Genomic DNA, 15,182 nt, shown 5'->3' with positions numbered 1-15,182 from the left:
TAGTATGATACAAAAAAAACCAGTAATAGGAATAACACTAGATTTGGCTAATAATTCTGAAAAATATGCCTATGCTACTTTTCCTTGGTATGCAGTTAGACAAAATTATGCAGATAGTGTGATAAAAGTTGGGGGAATCCCCTTAATGCTACCCTATCAATATGATACAATTGAAGTAATGCTGTCAATTATCGATGGGCTAATTATTCCAGGCGGTGATAAGGATATTCACCCTAAATTTTATGGCCAAGAATTCACTTCTGATAGAACAGCTACCAACGACCAACGTGATAATTTTGAGTTACTACTTACCCAAAAAGCTCTAGAAAAGAACATGCCCTTCCTTGGAATATGTCGTGGCATGCAGATGTTAAATGTAGTATGCGGTGGCAACCTTATCCAGCATATACCTGATTACATAAAGTCACAAGCAGGAGTAGCTACGGCTATTAACCACGAGCAACCTGCCCCCAAAAATACATTATCGCATTCTATAACGATAGAACCAAACACTATTCTCGCAAAATTATCGGGAAATAAGCAAACTTGTATGGTTAACTCGAGCCACCATCAAGCAGTAGGAGAAATAGGCAAGGGACTCCGAGTTGTAGCAACAGCACCGGACGGTATAATTGAAGCAATCGAGTCAATAAATCACAAATTTGTTATAGGAGTAGAATGGCATCCTGAATATTTAAACCCTAATGATTTAGATTTAAATTTATTTAAAGGATTAATCGAAGCTATATAGTCGAATAATTTGCAGAACAAATCCATATAAGAGTCGATGTGATATACTCAAATGATTTAAAGAATTGGATTTGAAAATGAATGGTGAGCAGGCGTAGCGTACATATAGTATAGTTACGCATGCGAATCCATGATATTTTCAAAAAACAATTCTTCAAAGCAGAAGAGTATACCATTTCCCATTATTAACTACGCTAATACTACAGTTGTAGTACTAATGTCAAAACGATGTCATCCCAGCGAAAGCTGGGATCTAATAATGTTTAATAGTCTTTCAGGCTTTTTTTAGACCCCTGCCTTCGCAGGGGTGACATCGAAGGGGTTTTTACTCGATCCTTCACCCCACATAGTCTCAAAGATGACTTTCAGCAAATTGCCAATTAATCATATGTTCTATATAAACTGAGACATAGTCCGGACGCTTATTGCGATAATCTATATAGTATGCATGCTCCCAAACATCACAGGCAAGCAGAGGTTTCATAGATTTAGTAATAGGAGTTTCACCATTACTAGTTTTTACTATTTGTAATTTTCCATTATTAGAGACTAACCATGCCCAGCCGCTACCAAATTGACTTACTGCTGCTTGCTTAAATTCAGTAGCAAAATTCTCATAACTGCCAAAATCTTTATTTATCTGTTCCAATATCTTACCAGTAGGCTTTCCTCCACCTGAAGGCTTAATAGAATGCCAAAAGAAAGTATGATTCCATATTTGTACTGCATTATTAAATATGGCTGCTTCAGTTGGTTTTATGCTTGTAGAAATTATTAATTCTTCTAAACTTTTTTTCTGCAACTCCTGATTATCTTGTAGGAAATTATTCAGGTTAGTTACATATGTTTGGTGGTGTTTCCCATGGTGGTAGTCAAAAGTTTCAGGGGAAAAATGCGGAACAAAATCACTTTTACCATAAGGCAATTCCGGCAAGACAAAAGGATAAGATGTTTGGTTAGATTGTTTGCAATATATCATAATTTCCTCAATTTTAGTATAAAATACTTACTTTTTTATTAAGCACTCTCGTTGTCATTCCGGCTTCAATACACTACTGTTCGGTTTAAGTCGGCAGTCATCTAAAACTTGACTATTTGTCACCCCTAACGAGTGCCACTTACTTTCTTAGTATATCATAACCATAATTATATCATAGTTTTATCTTACAACCCCTACGAAAGCAAGGGGCTAGAAAAGTCTAAATAGTTTTCTTGGCTATTTTTTTAGACCCCTAAAATCATGATAGTAGCGGGAGGGACTAGGCGTACATTTGTGAGTACCGCTAGAATTTTGGATAATGACGACGCAATTCTTGATTTTCTATTCTAGAGTATACTCAAATGATTTGAAAAATTGGAAATGATACTTACAAGGCCAAAAACAATAATTTTCAAAATAATCTTGTATAATCCTTAATGTTTCGTGTATAAATTAAGTTTTAAAAATTTTGTAAGCTCTATATGAAATTAGCAAAATTATTATTTTGTACAATCACTACCTGCTTAGCTTTATCTAGCTGTAAAACTAAGAAGATAGATGAAGATTTAATTATTCCAGCTCCTGAATTATACAATGATGGTCTTGTTTTGCTGGAAAAACAAAAATATTTGAAAGCTGCCGAAGAATTTTCTAGAATTTTTTATCAAGATCCTGGTAATAAAATGACTCCTCAAGCTGAGTTAATGCAAGCCTATTCTTTATTTTTAGCATGTCAGTATGAGGAAGCGGTAGATGTACTTGATACTTTTATTAAGCTTCATCCAATGCATGAAGATATTGCATATGCGTATTACCTAAAGGCATTATCGTATTATATGCAAATCTCAAACGTACAGCTTGATCAATCAAGGACTTTTTTAGCTAAAGAAAGTTTTGAAGATGTTATAAAACTGTTCCCTAAAACAAAATATTCAATTGATGCATCTTTAAAAATTGATTTAGTAAATGATCATTTAGCCGGTAAGGAAATGGACGTAGGTCGTTATTATCTCAGTAGAAATAACCCGATAGCTGCTATTAATAGATTCCAGCTTATTGTGAATAATTACCAAACTACATCACATATACCAGAAGCACTTTATCGTTTAGTGGAAAGTTATTTAATGCTGGGACTTAACGTTGAAGCAAAGAAATATGCTGCAGTACTTGGTCACAACTACCCAAACAGTAACTGGTATAAATATTGTCAACCGTTTATTAACAACTTTCCAAAGGGACCAAATAAAACGCCATCTCAATAATAGAATTTTTTCACAATTCTACTTTTGCTGGTAAATTTTACGTCGCTCCTAGGCTCAAATCCGTAATGCAGACTTGCATACAGCTTACGGTTTCTTGCTTTTCTTGCCTCTTCTACAAATTCTCTAGCATAAGTACCTTATTTAGGCTCTATATATCTTATAGGACTGTTGCAACAGTTTCATGATATAGAATAAAGCCTTTATCATTCATTATTTAATAATCTAGGTATTTTTATGAAGCAAAAAGCTTACTTTTTATTTTTTTTCTATATTTTCTTTTGTTTTTCTGCTTATGCTAAGAAAGAATTATATACTATATGGCAGGATACTGTAGTAGTTGACGATCCACTTATAGAGGAAATAATTGATAGCAAAGCAATGCAAAGATTAAAATTAATTGATCAATCTGGACCCGCACCTTATATAGGGCTACTTCCATATTTTAGTAGATATGATCATAGTATAGGGGTATTTGTATTACTTCAAAAAGCACAAGTATCCAAAATTGAACAGATAGCTGGTCTATTGCATGATACTTCCCACACTGTTTTTTCTCATTTAGGAGATCATTTATTTTATAATCAGGAGCAAGAAAAATCTTATCAAGATACTATTCATTTATGGTTTTTACGTTCTATGAAAATAGATGAAATTATAAGTAGATACAATATTGCAATCAAAGATCTTGATCCAGATGATCCAAAATATACGGCTCTTGAAAGACCATTACCTGAGCTTTGTGCTGATAGAATACAATACAATATTCATACAGCAGTAATACTTAACAAAATATCTAAATTAGAAGCAAAGGAAATAGTAGATGATCTGAAATTTAGCAATGGAATCTGGTTTTTTAGTAATAAAGATATTGCCAAGAAATTTGCAATGATTCCTCTATATTTAATTAAAGAATTATGGGGAACACCATTTAATGCTGTAGTTTATGATTATTTTCATAAAATTTTAAAGCGTGCTATAGAAATAAAACTAGTTTCTAAAGATGAGTTACATTTTAGCGTAGATCAAAATGTAATGCAAAAAATAGAAAATAGTAATGATAAAATTATAAAAAATTTATTAAATAAATGCAAAAAAGATGCAAAATCTTTTAGACTAGCTAAATATGGTAAAGGGCAAATAAATATAAAACCAAAATTCAGAGGTATTGATCCTTTAATTCTTGATAACAACAAATATAAAAAATTATCTCAATTAGATGAAGATTTTTCAAAAAAATTTAAAGAAGTGCAAAATTGGTGTAAAAATGGTTATGGAATTAACCTTCCTAATTTATAGGATTAAATTTATTAGACTTCTTGCAGAATTCTACTTCTGCAAGAGATCTAAAAGATCATTTGAGTATATTTAAAGAATTCGAATATACTGCTTAAATAATAATTTTCAAAATAATCTTGTATAATTCTTGATGTTTCGTGTATAAATTAAGTTTAAAAAACTTGTAATCTCTATTGTAATCTCTATATGAAATTAGCAAAATTATTATTTTATATAATCACTACCTGCTTAGCTTTATCTAGCTGTAAAACTAAGAAGATAGATGAAGATTTAATTGTTCCAGCTCCTGAATTATACAATGATGGTCTTGTTTTGCTAGAAAAACAAAAATATTTGAAAGCTGCCGAAGAATTTTCTAGAATTTTTTATCAAGATCCTGGTAATAAAATGACTCCTCAAGCTGAGTTAATGCAAGCCTATTCTTTATTTTTAGCATGTCAGTATGAGGAAGCGGTAGATGTACTTGATACTTTTATTAAGCTTCATCCAATGCATGAAGATATTGCATATGCGTATTACCTAAAGGCATTATCGTATTATATGCAAATCTCAAATGTACAGCTTGATCAATCAAGGACTTTTTTAGCTAAAGAAAGTTTTGAAGATGTTATAAAACTGTTCCCTAAAACAAAATATTCAATTGATGCATCTTTAAAAATTGATTTAGTAAATGATCATTTAGCCGGTAAGGAAATGGACGTAGGTCGTTATTATCTCAGTAGAAATAACCCGATAGCTGCTATCAATAGATTCCAGCTTATTGTGGATAATTACCAAACTACATCACATATACCAGAAGCACTTTATCGTTTAGTGGAAAGTTATTTAATGCTGGGACTTAACGTTGAAGCAAAGAAATATGCTGCAGTACTTGGTCACAACTATCTAGACAGTCATTGGTATAAACATTGTTACCTACTTATTGACAACTCTTTAAAAGAATAAAATATAATAGACCTCTTGCATAATTCGCTTATGTTAGGGAATTTGCAGTAGGTCCTTCACTACGGAACGCAAGCAGTACGGTAAACGCGAATTCGGGATAAGAATTTGTCAATTCTTATCCCGAATTGGGGTGGTAAGTTACGGCGTTGAGTCTAGCCTAGATGCCCAAATCACCAGCAGAAGTAGAGTTATGCAAGAGGTATAATGTTACAAAGTCTTTCGGTGAAAAATTTTATTTTGATAGACGAATTGGACATAGAGTTTGAAAAAGGACTATGTGTGATTACCGGCGAAACTGGAGCTGGTAAGTCTATTTTGCTAGATGCAATTTTGTTCTCTTTAGGTAACAAATTCTCTGATAATGTAATAAAACATGGATGCGATTATTGTACAGTTGCTACAACATTTACTCTCAATAATGATTTAAAAAAGCTTTTGGAACAATTTAATATTGAGTGTGACCAAGAATTACTGATAAAACGTATCCAAAAATCTGGTAACCGCAAAAAATTTCTTATAAATGATCAAGCGGTGACAGTAAATACCTTGCAACAAGTAGCAGATTATTTATTTGAACTTCATGGACAAAATAGCCCTACTACCCTTCTTACCCCCTCCTCCCATATTAATATTCTAGACGATTATGGAAACCTTCTAGGTTTAAGAGACGAATTATCCAAGCATTTCAATATTCTACAAACAACTACTAAAGAAATCAATAAAGTCACAAAAGATAAAGATACTATAGAACGAGAGATAGATTATTTAAATTTTGTAACCAAGGAATTAAAAATTCTTGACTATCAAGTAGGAGAAGAAGAAAAACTTACCATTATAAGACGCAGTTTACAAAATCGTGATAAAGAAATACAAGCAACTCAAGATATATTATCACATCTTGAAACTCCTGAAATTAATAAGTCCATTACTAATGTTCAACGTTTAATAGCCCGTAACTTACAGGGAAATGAAGAATTTGCCTCTATTTCATTAAATTTAGATGATTGTTATAATAGTCTAGAAGAAGCACGTATAAAATTACAAAACATTATTAATAACTTCGATACAAATGAATTTAACTTAGATGAAGTGGAAGAAAGGCTGTTTAAAATCCGTGACATAGCACGAAAATATAATATTTCTTGCGATAAAATACCTGAATTTGTTGACAATTCTAACCAACAATTAAATGCCCTGAAAGATAAAATTAATAACGTTAAAATCCTAGATATTAATAAGCTAGCTGACCATAAAAATATTTTGAACTAGCTGAAGCTTTATCGCATCAGCGTTCTAAAGTAGCCAAGAAGCTAGAGTTAGCTGTGCAAAAAGAGCTTGAACAACTTAAAATGGAAAAGGCAATTTTTAAAGTAGAAATAGTATCTAAGGATAATATTGCAAACCAAACTGACAATAAGCATTTTTTAGAATACAGGGATACTTCTCAAATAATGTTATGTAAGGTATCAGATAATGGTATCGATAATGTGCGTTTCGTTGCCTCAACTAACCCTGGTATGCAACTTGCTCCTATTGATAAAATTGCTTCTGGTGGTGAATTATCAAGATTTATGTTAGCACTAAAAACTTGTCTTTTTGATAAACTACTTAAGGAAACTATTATTTTTGATGAAATAGATACAGGAATTGGTGGTATCGTAGCCGATAAAGTAGGAGAAAAACTAAAAAAGCTTAGCTCTATTGCCCAAGTTATCGCAATTACCCACCAACCGCAAGTGGCAGGTAAGGCAGATCAGCATATTATCGTTAACAAGCTGCAATTGAATGAAAGCACTAAAATTACTGTAAAAAATCTAAATCTTCAAGAGAGGCAAGCTGAACTTGCTCGCATGATCTCAGGCAAATCTATCACCGATGCGAGCTTGAAGGCGGCTAAAGAGCTTCTACATCCTTAGCCCCCTTCCCCTTTTAAGCAACCACCTTTTTCTTAATTACTTTATTAGGATTTACTTGAAGTTTTTCTTTAATTCTAGCTGCTTTACCACTTAGATTTCTTAAGTAATATAGTTTAGCACGACGTACTACACCATATTTAACAACTTCAATCGAATGTACAATTGGTGAGAAAATCATAAATCGTCTTTCCACACCTTCACCATGACTAACCTTACGAACTACAAAAGAAGATGCAACACCACTATTCCTTCTAGCAATTACTACGCCTTCATACATTTGAAATCTTTCTAGTAATTTTTCCTTGCCATCTTTCTCAACTGTTCGGTCAATTATCTTTACAGTAACTTTTACAGTATCCCCTGCTTTAAAGTCAGGAATCTTTTTATTTTCCGTTAGTTTCAGAATTTGCTGTTGCTCAAACTCTTCAATAATATTCATTACCTTAAACTCCTATAAATATTTAATAAATCCGGTCTACGTTTTTTAGTAATCTCTAAAGATTGCTTGCTTTTCCAATCTCTAATTAACTGATGATTACCAGACAACAAAATACTCGGAACTTCTCTACCTTTCCACTTTGCCGGTCTCGTATACAGAGGACATTCAAGCAATCCAGCAAACTCTCCATTTTCCTCAAAAGATTCTGATTGTAATGTGTCTTGATTCAGTAATACATTCGGAAGTAATCTAATCAAGCAATCAAGAATAGCAAGAGCTGCCACCTCCCCACCAGATAAAATATAATCCCCTATACTAATTTCCGTTACATTATACTCTTCAATTATACGTTCGTCAACCCCTTCAAAGCGACCACATAAAATTATTATTTGCTTTTCTTGTATAATTTCATGAGCAATATTTTGGTTAAATAGCTTTCCTCTTGGTGAGGGATAATATATTTTGGCATTAGGGGTTGAAGACAAAACATGATCTATACAACTACCAACCACATCTGGACGCATGATCAGCCCGCTACCACCACCATAAGGCTCATCATCAACATTTTTATGCCTAGTTAATCCAAAATCTTTTATATTAACCATATTATAAGACCAAATACCCTTTTCTAAGGCTTGCCCTGCAAGGGAATATTGCAAAAATCCAGGAAACATTTCTGGAAATATGGTTAATATTGATGCATGTAATGAAGACATTTAATAAATATGATGAAATTTTTAAACAAAAAAATTGATTTGACTTATATTATAGTTTATATAATTAGGCAATATGAATCCACTAACACTTATTGTTAATCTTCATCATTTATTTTTCGGAGCATGGCGCAGCCTGGTAGCGCATCTGGTTTGGGACCAGAGGGTCGGGAGTTCAAATCTCTCTGCTCCGACCACTTTCTTATTATATCTAACATTTAATACCTCCTTTTTAGTCATTAAAACCCTAACACTTATAAGATTTCTTCATTTACTCAAAATTCAAGATTTAAAAGTATCTAAATTTAATATATTTGTCAATCTGTCATAAGAATTAAGGTCATTTTTCTTAAAACATAGCATATAATTAGCATGAGAAATGCTACTTTTTCCTCCATATTTTCATTGAAATTGTTATTAATATAAACAAAAAAATTAATAATTAGAACAAATGAGTCAATACTTAAAATTGAAAATTAATATTTATAAATAAAATAAATCCATAATTATAAATAAAACAGGTTAATACTTGTAAACAAGAAGATAAATTAAGACTTGCTTTGTTTTTATTGACGCTATTTAATCATCTATTAAGTCAATCTGAAATTAACTATCTAGCCAACTTTTGAAACGATAGAGTGGGTTAGGTTATATTAATTATGCAATAACTTAAATAAGAGGATAATATGGCAACCTATTCATTTAATCTTACTAAAGAAGCTATAGATAAAATTGCTTACCCTAAAACCAAACGAGATATTTATGTTGATACCCTTAGTACAGGACAAAGAGATTAACAAGGTGATAATCGGAGTAAAGATGGTATCATTGGCTTAATAAATTTTGTTATAACTTCCATCCATTTTCCCATCATTTCTTCAATATTCAAAAATATTCTCTGCAAGTAATCTAAGCCATACCTGAATAAGGAGATAGACTTTCTGCCATGTTTTTTAAGCTTTATAGGTTTGATAGAATTTTGCCATTGACCCACAACATAAGCAAAAGTAAATGCTATAGCAAGTAAACCAAGCAATTTACTAATTCTATCTAAATGTATTATATGGGTATTTTCAAAATTGAAGCCTCGAGTCTTAAGGCAAGCAAAAAGGTTTTCTATTTCCCATCTTTTTTTATATATATTTAGTGCTATATTAGGGTTATCATTGGTAGCTATGATTACTAATTCTCCTTGATCATTACGCAATGCCGCTACAGATACTTTAGATCCTTTATAATTCTTACCCAAATATCTTTTTCCTTTAAACAACATATATTCACCATTCTGTAACTTCTTAATTAAATGATTAGCAGTAACTAACTCATCTTCTGCTCTACCAATGGTAAGATTGGCTTTGATTCTAATATAAAATGGTATCATTTTATCGGCTAAAAACTTTAGCCATAAATCACCAATAAACTCCCGATCCCCAAGCAATGCTGACATCTTCTCTATGCCAAATACAGTAACAAACCTTTCCATTAATTGCTGACGTTCAATGTTATTAGAAGTTCCTGCTTTTGGCAACATATCCCACATAATTGGTATAGCAATGCCTTTATGGCAAATAGATAATACTAAAATATTGATGTCAAGCTTGCCAAATTTCCAATTTGTCCGATCAAGCACTAGTAACCATTGTTCAGCATCAATTCCAGCCAACCTAACCAGTAACTTGGCTAAGGACGTATATGATAATTCACATTTGGCAAAAAATCTCTGTAATTTCTTATAGCGTGATTCTTGCTTATCTCCTTTTATCGTTAAGGCAAGCTGGGTAAGATTTACATCTCTCACTTGCAGTAATCCTAATATTATTTGTTCTATTAATTTTATGCTTGCAAAACTATTAAAAAAGTAGTCTCCTATTAATTGTGATAACGCTGTACTCATTCTCTTGCCTCTTAAGTCTTCAATAACCTAAGTAATAGAGCTTTGGCTACGCGTTATCTACTATTTTTTATTCTCTCCTTAATCTCTTTGTCCTGTACTGAGGTTGATACCAAGGAAGATGGTTTAATTTTAATTGTATCCTATGGCGGAAGTAAGGTTTTTTATTTGCGGAAAACAGTTGATGGTATAAACCGCAAAATTAGATTAGGTGACTTCCATAATACGTTAATTCGGGATAAGGATTAGTAAAAATAGCAGACATATATACACTACGAAGAGCAATTAATGTATGAATTCACAGAAATGCAATTTATACATATCCAAAATCTTGTATTAGTTATAGCTAAAGCATTTTTACTAATCCTTATCCCGAATTGACGTTTATTAGGAAAATTTAGGGACATTTATCATGAATATTAATACCGTAACATACGGGATAAGCAGATTTTTATCACAAAATATAGGAGGATAGTATGAAGAAAGTAATAGACGATTATCACAGGGAAATGATGAAACGGAGTAATGAACTGGATACTACACTGCGATCTAGACTTAGTACAATGGCAAATAATGCTCAGAGACATCATCAAGAAATAATTAAGAAAAATAACGATATTGTTGAAACTATGAAAAGTTCTCAGACACGAATTATGAATGAGTTTGGCAAGGCAAAGGATGATAGAAGAGATAAGTTTGCTGAAATGATGACAGGAAATAACCTAACGCGGGAGATGTTAAATAACTTTCAGGAAGAAAATAGGGAAAATTTTAAGCAAGCACAAGATAATAGAACTAAGATTTGTGACCGAACATTAGATGAGATAAAGGAGGTTAATGTTGATGTTTCAAATATCACAAAAATAGCAGAAGACAAGTTTAGTGCAGTTTCAAGTAAAATGTTTGACAATCATTATGAACTTATGGAACAAGCTAAAGAGTTAGAGAAAACGATTTTAACAACACAAGAAAAAGTAGAAGAAGAATTTAAAAAGGCAAATGATGCAAGATCAAGGAATCAACAAGAATTGCAAAATTCTGTTAAAAAGGTCGGAGAAAAAGTCTCAGAGTCAAGAAAGAAAATCGATGAAAAACTTAATAGATCAAGTAATGAAATACAAGCGCTTTGTAAAAAGCAAACAGATAAAGTATTGGAATTAAGGAAAGAGCAGAAACAAGGGTTCGAAGCAGTAATGCTTGATAGGCAAAAAAAATCTAAGGAAATAGAACAAGAAGTACTAAAATCAAGGGAAATAGCCAATGAACAATTTGATAAGACTATACAGGGGACACAAAATCTATCTGCACAGCTGGATAAGGAATTACAAGAAGTACAAGCAGAAGTATTAAAATCAAGGGAAGAAGCTAATAAACGATTTGATGCGGCTAAACAAGAGAGGAAAGATTTATCTGAACAAGCAAGAAAGCAATTTGACCAAGTACACGAAGCCGTACTAAAATCAAACGAAGAAGTCAATAAACGATTCAGTGATGTTGTAAAACAAAGACAGGATTTATCTCAAGAATTAGCAAAGAAATTAGGAGAACAAAAAAATTTACTAGAATCAATAGAACAAGCAGAGCAGAATTATGAGATAGCTTGGTTAGCAAAAAATCAGCTTAATCAAGAGAATAAAAATAATATAGGGGTGTTGAACTCAGAATTACAAGGAACAAAAGAAGAAATCGAAACAAATTTTGACAAAGCAAAAAAGGATAGAGATGAAATTGATCGTAAAATAGCAGCAGTAGATAATGATGTAAATCAATTAATAGATAAATATAATAAAAGTAATACAGCTGTTCAAGAAGCAGAAAAAAATAGAGAGGACGTTTATAGTCGAGAAACGGAGAACCTAGAAAAAGCAAGCTATAAGTTTAATACTGAAATAGAAAGAATTAATACAGAATTTCAAAAGAAAGCAGAGCAGAGAGATAGTCAAGCAAAAGAAAAAATAAATAACAAGATGAGTCAATTGCAAGAAGATTATATAACCGTTAATGAAGAATTTAATAAAGAGCTAGAAAAAATTGATAGAGAAATAACCGATAAAATGGATGTGATAAAACAAGCCAATGAAGAAATCAAAGCTCTAGAAGATAATAAGCAACAATATAATAAGTTAAAAAAATTAATTGCAGATGGTACTCATCCAGTAATTCAGGGAATAAAAGACAATCAAGATAGTCAATGGTTGAATTATGAAGACATAAAGAAAGTCTACCAAAAAGCAACAACTGCTTTGCAATCATTAGATAAATCTAAGGTAAATGCTGCCTTAAACACGAGTATTAAATTTGCTAGGATTATAGGTAATAATTATCAATTTCAAGAAGATATACTACAATTAAAAAAAGCAATAAAGGCAGATATATTTCGAATAAAAGACCTTTTGCTGGCACAAGCTAAATTGAATTTTGAAAAGAAAAATGAAGAAATCTTGGCTATACCAAAGTTTAGTAGCTATATACAAGAACTAAAGGATGTATCAGAGGAAACTAAAAGATTGGATGAACAGATTAATGATAAAACACAAATGTTGGAGTACAATGAAACTGCTATATGCTTTGCTCTTGAAGTTGAGCTAGGGGGTAATCACACAGATTAATAGGCTTTTTGCATAATTCTACTTCTGTTGGTAATTTGTACCTCGAGTCAAAACTCGAATCCTTAACGAAGTCTATGTATGCTGTGGTTTTCCGTTCCGAGTATCCTACAAATTCCCTAGCAGAAACAAATGTTGCAATATGTCTAATACTAAATTTGACTTTCGTGTATCAATTATTGAAATTACAGTGGTGTATTTATGAAGCAATCAACTATAAATCAAGATACTACAGATCAAAACACTCCATATCCAAAAAAAATTAACGTTATAAAAGTTATAAAAGACGCTTTTCAAGATCAAAACTTTCGGAAATATTATCAAAGTTTCCATGAAAATAAGAAGGTAAAGGATATTCAGGAAAGCTTTAAAAATCTTAGGACTCGTAATAATCCTGAATTAATAAAATCTCAATCTAGGGAATTAGAGCAAGAAATAAAAAAAATTAATGAAGAATTTAAAGATAATGAGCATCTGCAAGAGTTTAGAAAACTTTATGAGGGGAAGAGCAACGTTGATGTTAATGTTATTAATTCCTTTGTAGAAAAAGAATATAAAAAAACTATTGGTAATACAGAAGAAACCACTGATAGTACTACACAAACTCTAGCGACTACAAATCTAGTGACTGAATTTCGAGTTATTACAGGCAATTTAAAAAAACCAAAAGACTCAAGTGTTTGTAGTAAATTAAAGGAAAACAAGGAAATAGAATTAACCCTAGATGATTTAAAAAATCTTAGAAAAGTTTATGAATTGTATAATAAAGTCCCTCCTGAAATGCGAAATTTACCTAATTTTAAACAATCTTTTAAAGATTTCAATATTAACCAAATAAAGACAATTGTTGATCCTCAAGCTATTGATACAGTAGTACAAGATAGATCTTGGTATACAGATGATCAGATGCGTATTATAGGAAAAAGTAATTTAGCTCCACATTGTGATACTGGATCTTATCAATATATAGAGAGGCTAACATATACATTGATAGATAAAGATTTTGTAGAGCATATCCGTAAGGAAGATAAGCCGATATTTATCTCTTGTAATGTTAATAATAATCATTGGATCGCTATCTGTATTTTAAAAAACAAAAATGGGGTATTGAAAGTATTATTTAAAGATCCATTAGGTCACTCCCATAAATATATTTTTGCAAAAATTAAAGAAGAATTTGGCAAAGTTGGTATTAACGACATTGGTATGATCTTTGATCAAAGGATAGATCAGAAAGATAGCTACAATTGTGGACCTATGACTTTGCATAATTTGGTAATAATAGCCAAGACAGTAAAAGAGAAGGGTAATGATTATTTAATTGATAATTTTAGAAATATTGAATTTTGCAATTCAAGATTAGCTCATCAATTAAGAAAAGAACATAACAAAATTTTAAATGAGAAAACTCAAGAAGAAAGAGTAGAATCAAGAAAATTACTTGATGAAGTCAAACGAACACTAAATATTGCAGATAATGAATTAAAACCATTAGAAAAAATCTTAGATATTCAATTAGAAAATGGTAAAAACCAATTATTAAAACTTGATAACGCAATTAAATTAGATATAGGTAATGAAGAAGCAAAAAAACTTAAATCTGTCATACTTTATAAAATTGCAGAACAACACTTTAAATCAGGGTATATAGATACAGCACATGCATATATTGAAAAATCTATTCTTGCTAATAAAGCTAATGACTTAGCTAAGTTACTTAAAAAAGGTATCAAAGATAAACTTGTGCAAAATATTACTCTCAACGGAGAGAAAACTCAAGAAGAGTTACTAAGAGAGATAAAACAAAATGGTGATATAGATAACGAACAATTAAAAAATAATTTAAATGAGATTAAAAAGTTAAGAGCAAAATACGAAAATTATACTAAGGAAGAAATAAAAGAATGGGCGACTAAGGAAAAAGAAAACTGGTTAACTAAGGGGAAAAACTATTGGGAAGATGATAAATCTAAACTACTGGACTATATAGCGATTATAGATCGAGCCAATTATATAGATACTTTTGAAAGAACCGGAGATGGTCATCATTTGAGAGATACTCAGATATTATCGATATTATCATGTTTTAATTGCCCTAACGGTAGTAACGGAAGATTAAACCAAGTTAGCACAGGAGAAGGAAAATCTACTATAGTGTCAGTGCTTGCTATTATTAAAGCATTACAAGGAAAGAAAGTAGATATTTTAACAAGCTCACATATCTTAGCTGAAAGGGATGCTAAAGAAAAGGCTAAATTATATGAACTGTTTAACCTTACCGTTTCAGATAATGGGGTAGATTTAAATTATGTAAGAGGTGAAAAGGAATGCTATAAAACCAATATATTGTACGGTAGTATTAGTAATTTTTAGTTTGATCTATTA

General features: G+C 31.4%; 10 protein-coding genes, 1 tRNA gene and 1 pseudogene. 8 read left to right on the top strand and 4 right to left on the bottom strand.

Annotated elements, in window-relative coordinates; genetic code table 11:
* Nucleotides 1–7: 7 nt before the first annotated feature.
* Nucleotides 8–751, top strand: coding sequence for a gamma-glutamyl-gamma-aminobutyrate hydrolase family protein (locus ACN1AG_RS05035; protein ID WP_417905596.1), 744 nt, complete (start codon nucleotides 8–10; stop codon nucleotides 749–751).
* A gap of 351 nt (nucleotides 752–1,102) precedes the next feature.
* Here ACN1AG_RS05035 and ACN1AG_RS05030 read toward each other — a convergent pair whose 3' ends face one another.
* Nucleotides 1,103–1,729: a superoxide dismutase gene (locus ACN1AG_RS05030; protein WP_417904561.1), complete on the bottom strand. Its 627-nt coding sequence runs from the start codon at nucleotides 1,727–1,729 to the stop codon at nucleotides 1,103–1,105.
* A gap of 482 nt (nucleotides 1,730–2,211) precedes the next feature.
* Here ACN1AG_RS05030 and ACN1AG_RS05025 point away from each other — a divergent pair, with 482 nt between their 5' ends.
* The 4 genes and pseudogenes from ACN1AG_RS05025 (at nucleotide 2,212) to recN (ending at nucleotide 7,148) form a co-directional block, all read left to right on the top strand.
* The gene (locus tag ACN1AG_RS05025) at nucleotides 2,212–2,991 is read left to right on the top strand and encodes an outer membrane protein assembly factor BamD (RefSeq protein ID WP_417904560.1); all 780 of its coding nucleotides are present in this window, start codon (nucleotides 2,212–2,214) and stop codon (nucleotides 2,989–2,991) included.
* A gap of 234 nt (nucleotides 2,992–3,225) precedes the next feature.
* Nucleotides 3,226–4,287, top strand: a complete 1,062-nt coding sequence (locus ACN1AG_RS05020; protein ID WP_417904559.1) for a hypothetical protein — start codon at nucleotides 3,226–3,228, stop codon at nucleotides 4,285–4,287.
* Nucleotides 4,288–4,473: 186 nt separating this feature from the next.
* Complete coding sequence (locus tag ACN1AG_RS05015) at nucleotides 4,474–5,232, top strand: outer membrane protein assembly factor BamD (RefSeq protein ID WP_417904558.1); 759 nt, start codon at nucleotides 4,474–4,476, stop codon at nucleotides 5,230–5,232.
* A gap of 204 nt (nucleotides 5,233–5,436) precedes the next feature.
* Nucleotides 5,437–7,148 (top strand): annotated as a pseudogene (recN, locus tag ACN1AG_RS05010) (DNA repair protein RecN).
* 13 nt (nucleotides 7,149–7,161) lie between these two features.
* Here the strand turns inward: recN and rplS are convergent.
* A complete protein-coding gene (gene rplS, locus ACN1AG_RS05005) occupies nucleotides 7,162–7,587 on the bottom strand; it encodes a 50S ribosomal protein L19 (RefSeq protein ID WP_341747533.1) in 426 nt (141 codons plus the stop codon).
* Nucleotides 7,587–8,303: a tRNA (guanosine(37)-N1)-methyltransferase TrmD gene (gene trmD / locus ACN1AG_RS05000; RefSeq protein WP_417904557.1), complete on the bottom strand. Its 717-nt coding sequence runs from the start codon at nucleotides 8,301–8,303 to the stop codon at nucleotides 7,587–7,589. Before trmD ends, rplS begins: the two co-directional genes overlap by 1 nt.
* A gap of 117 nt (nucleotides 8,304–8,420) precedes the next feature.
* On the opposite strand from trmD, the gene ACN1AG_RS04995 reads away from it, so the two are divergent.
* Nucleotides 8,421–8,497 (top strand) — tRNA-Pro (locus tag ACN1AG_RS04995).
* Nucleotides 8,498–9,093: 596 nt separating this feature from the next.
* Here the strand turns inward: ACN1AG_RS04995 and ACN1AG_RS04990 are convergent.
* Nucleotides 9,094–10,194 (bottom strand): IS4 family transposase, encoded by a 1,101-nt coding sequence (locus ACN1AG_RS04990; RefSeq protein WP_417904556.1) that lies wholly within the window; start codon nucleotides 10,192–10,194, stop codon nucleotides 9,094–9,096.
* A 473-nt stretch (nucleotides 10,195–10,667) separates the two neighbouring features.
* Here ACN1AG_RS04990 and ACN1AG_RS04985 point away from each other — a divergent pair, with 473 nt between their 5' ends.
* Together ACN1AG_RS04985 and ACN1AG_RS04980 are read left to right on the top strand one after the other, a co-directional pair.
* Complete coding sequence (locus tag ACN1AG_RS04985) at nucleotides 10,668–12,800, top strand: hypothetical protein (RefSeq protein ID WP_417904555.1); 2,133 nt, start codon at nucleotides 10,668–10,670, stop codon at nucleotides 12,798–12,800.
* Between the two features lie 198 nt (nucleotides 12,801–12,998).
* Nucleotides 12,999–15,170, top strand: a complete 2,172-nt coding sequence (locus tag ACN1AG_RS04980; RefSeq protein ID WP_417904554.1) for a Ulp1 family isopeptidase — start codon at nucleotides 12,999–13,001, stop codon at nucleotides 15,168–15,170.
* Nucleotides 15,171–15,182: the final 12 nt, after the last annotated feature.

This window comes from Candidatus Tisiphia endosymbiont of Micropterix aruncella (assembly GCF_965178575.1).
GTDB lineage: Bacteria > Pseudomonadota > Alphaproteobacteria > Rickettsiales > Rickettsiaceae > Tisiphia.
The sequence above is the reverse complement of the archived record's forward strand: the minus strand, read 5'-3'. Positions and strand labels throughout refer to the sequence as shown.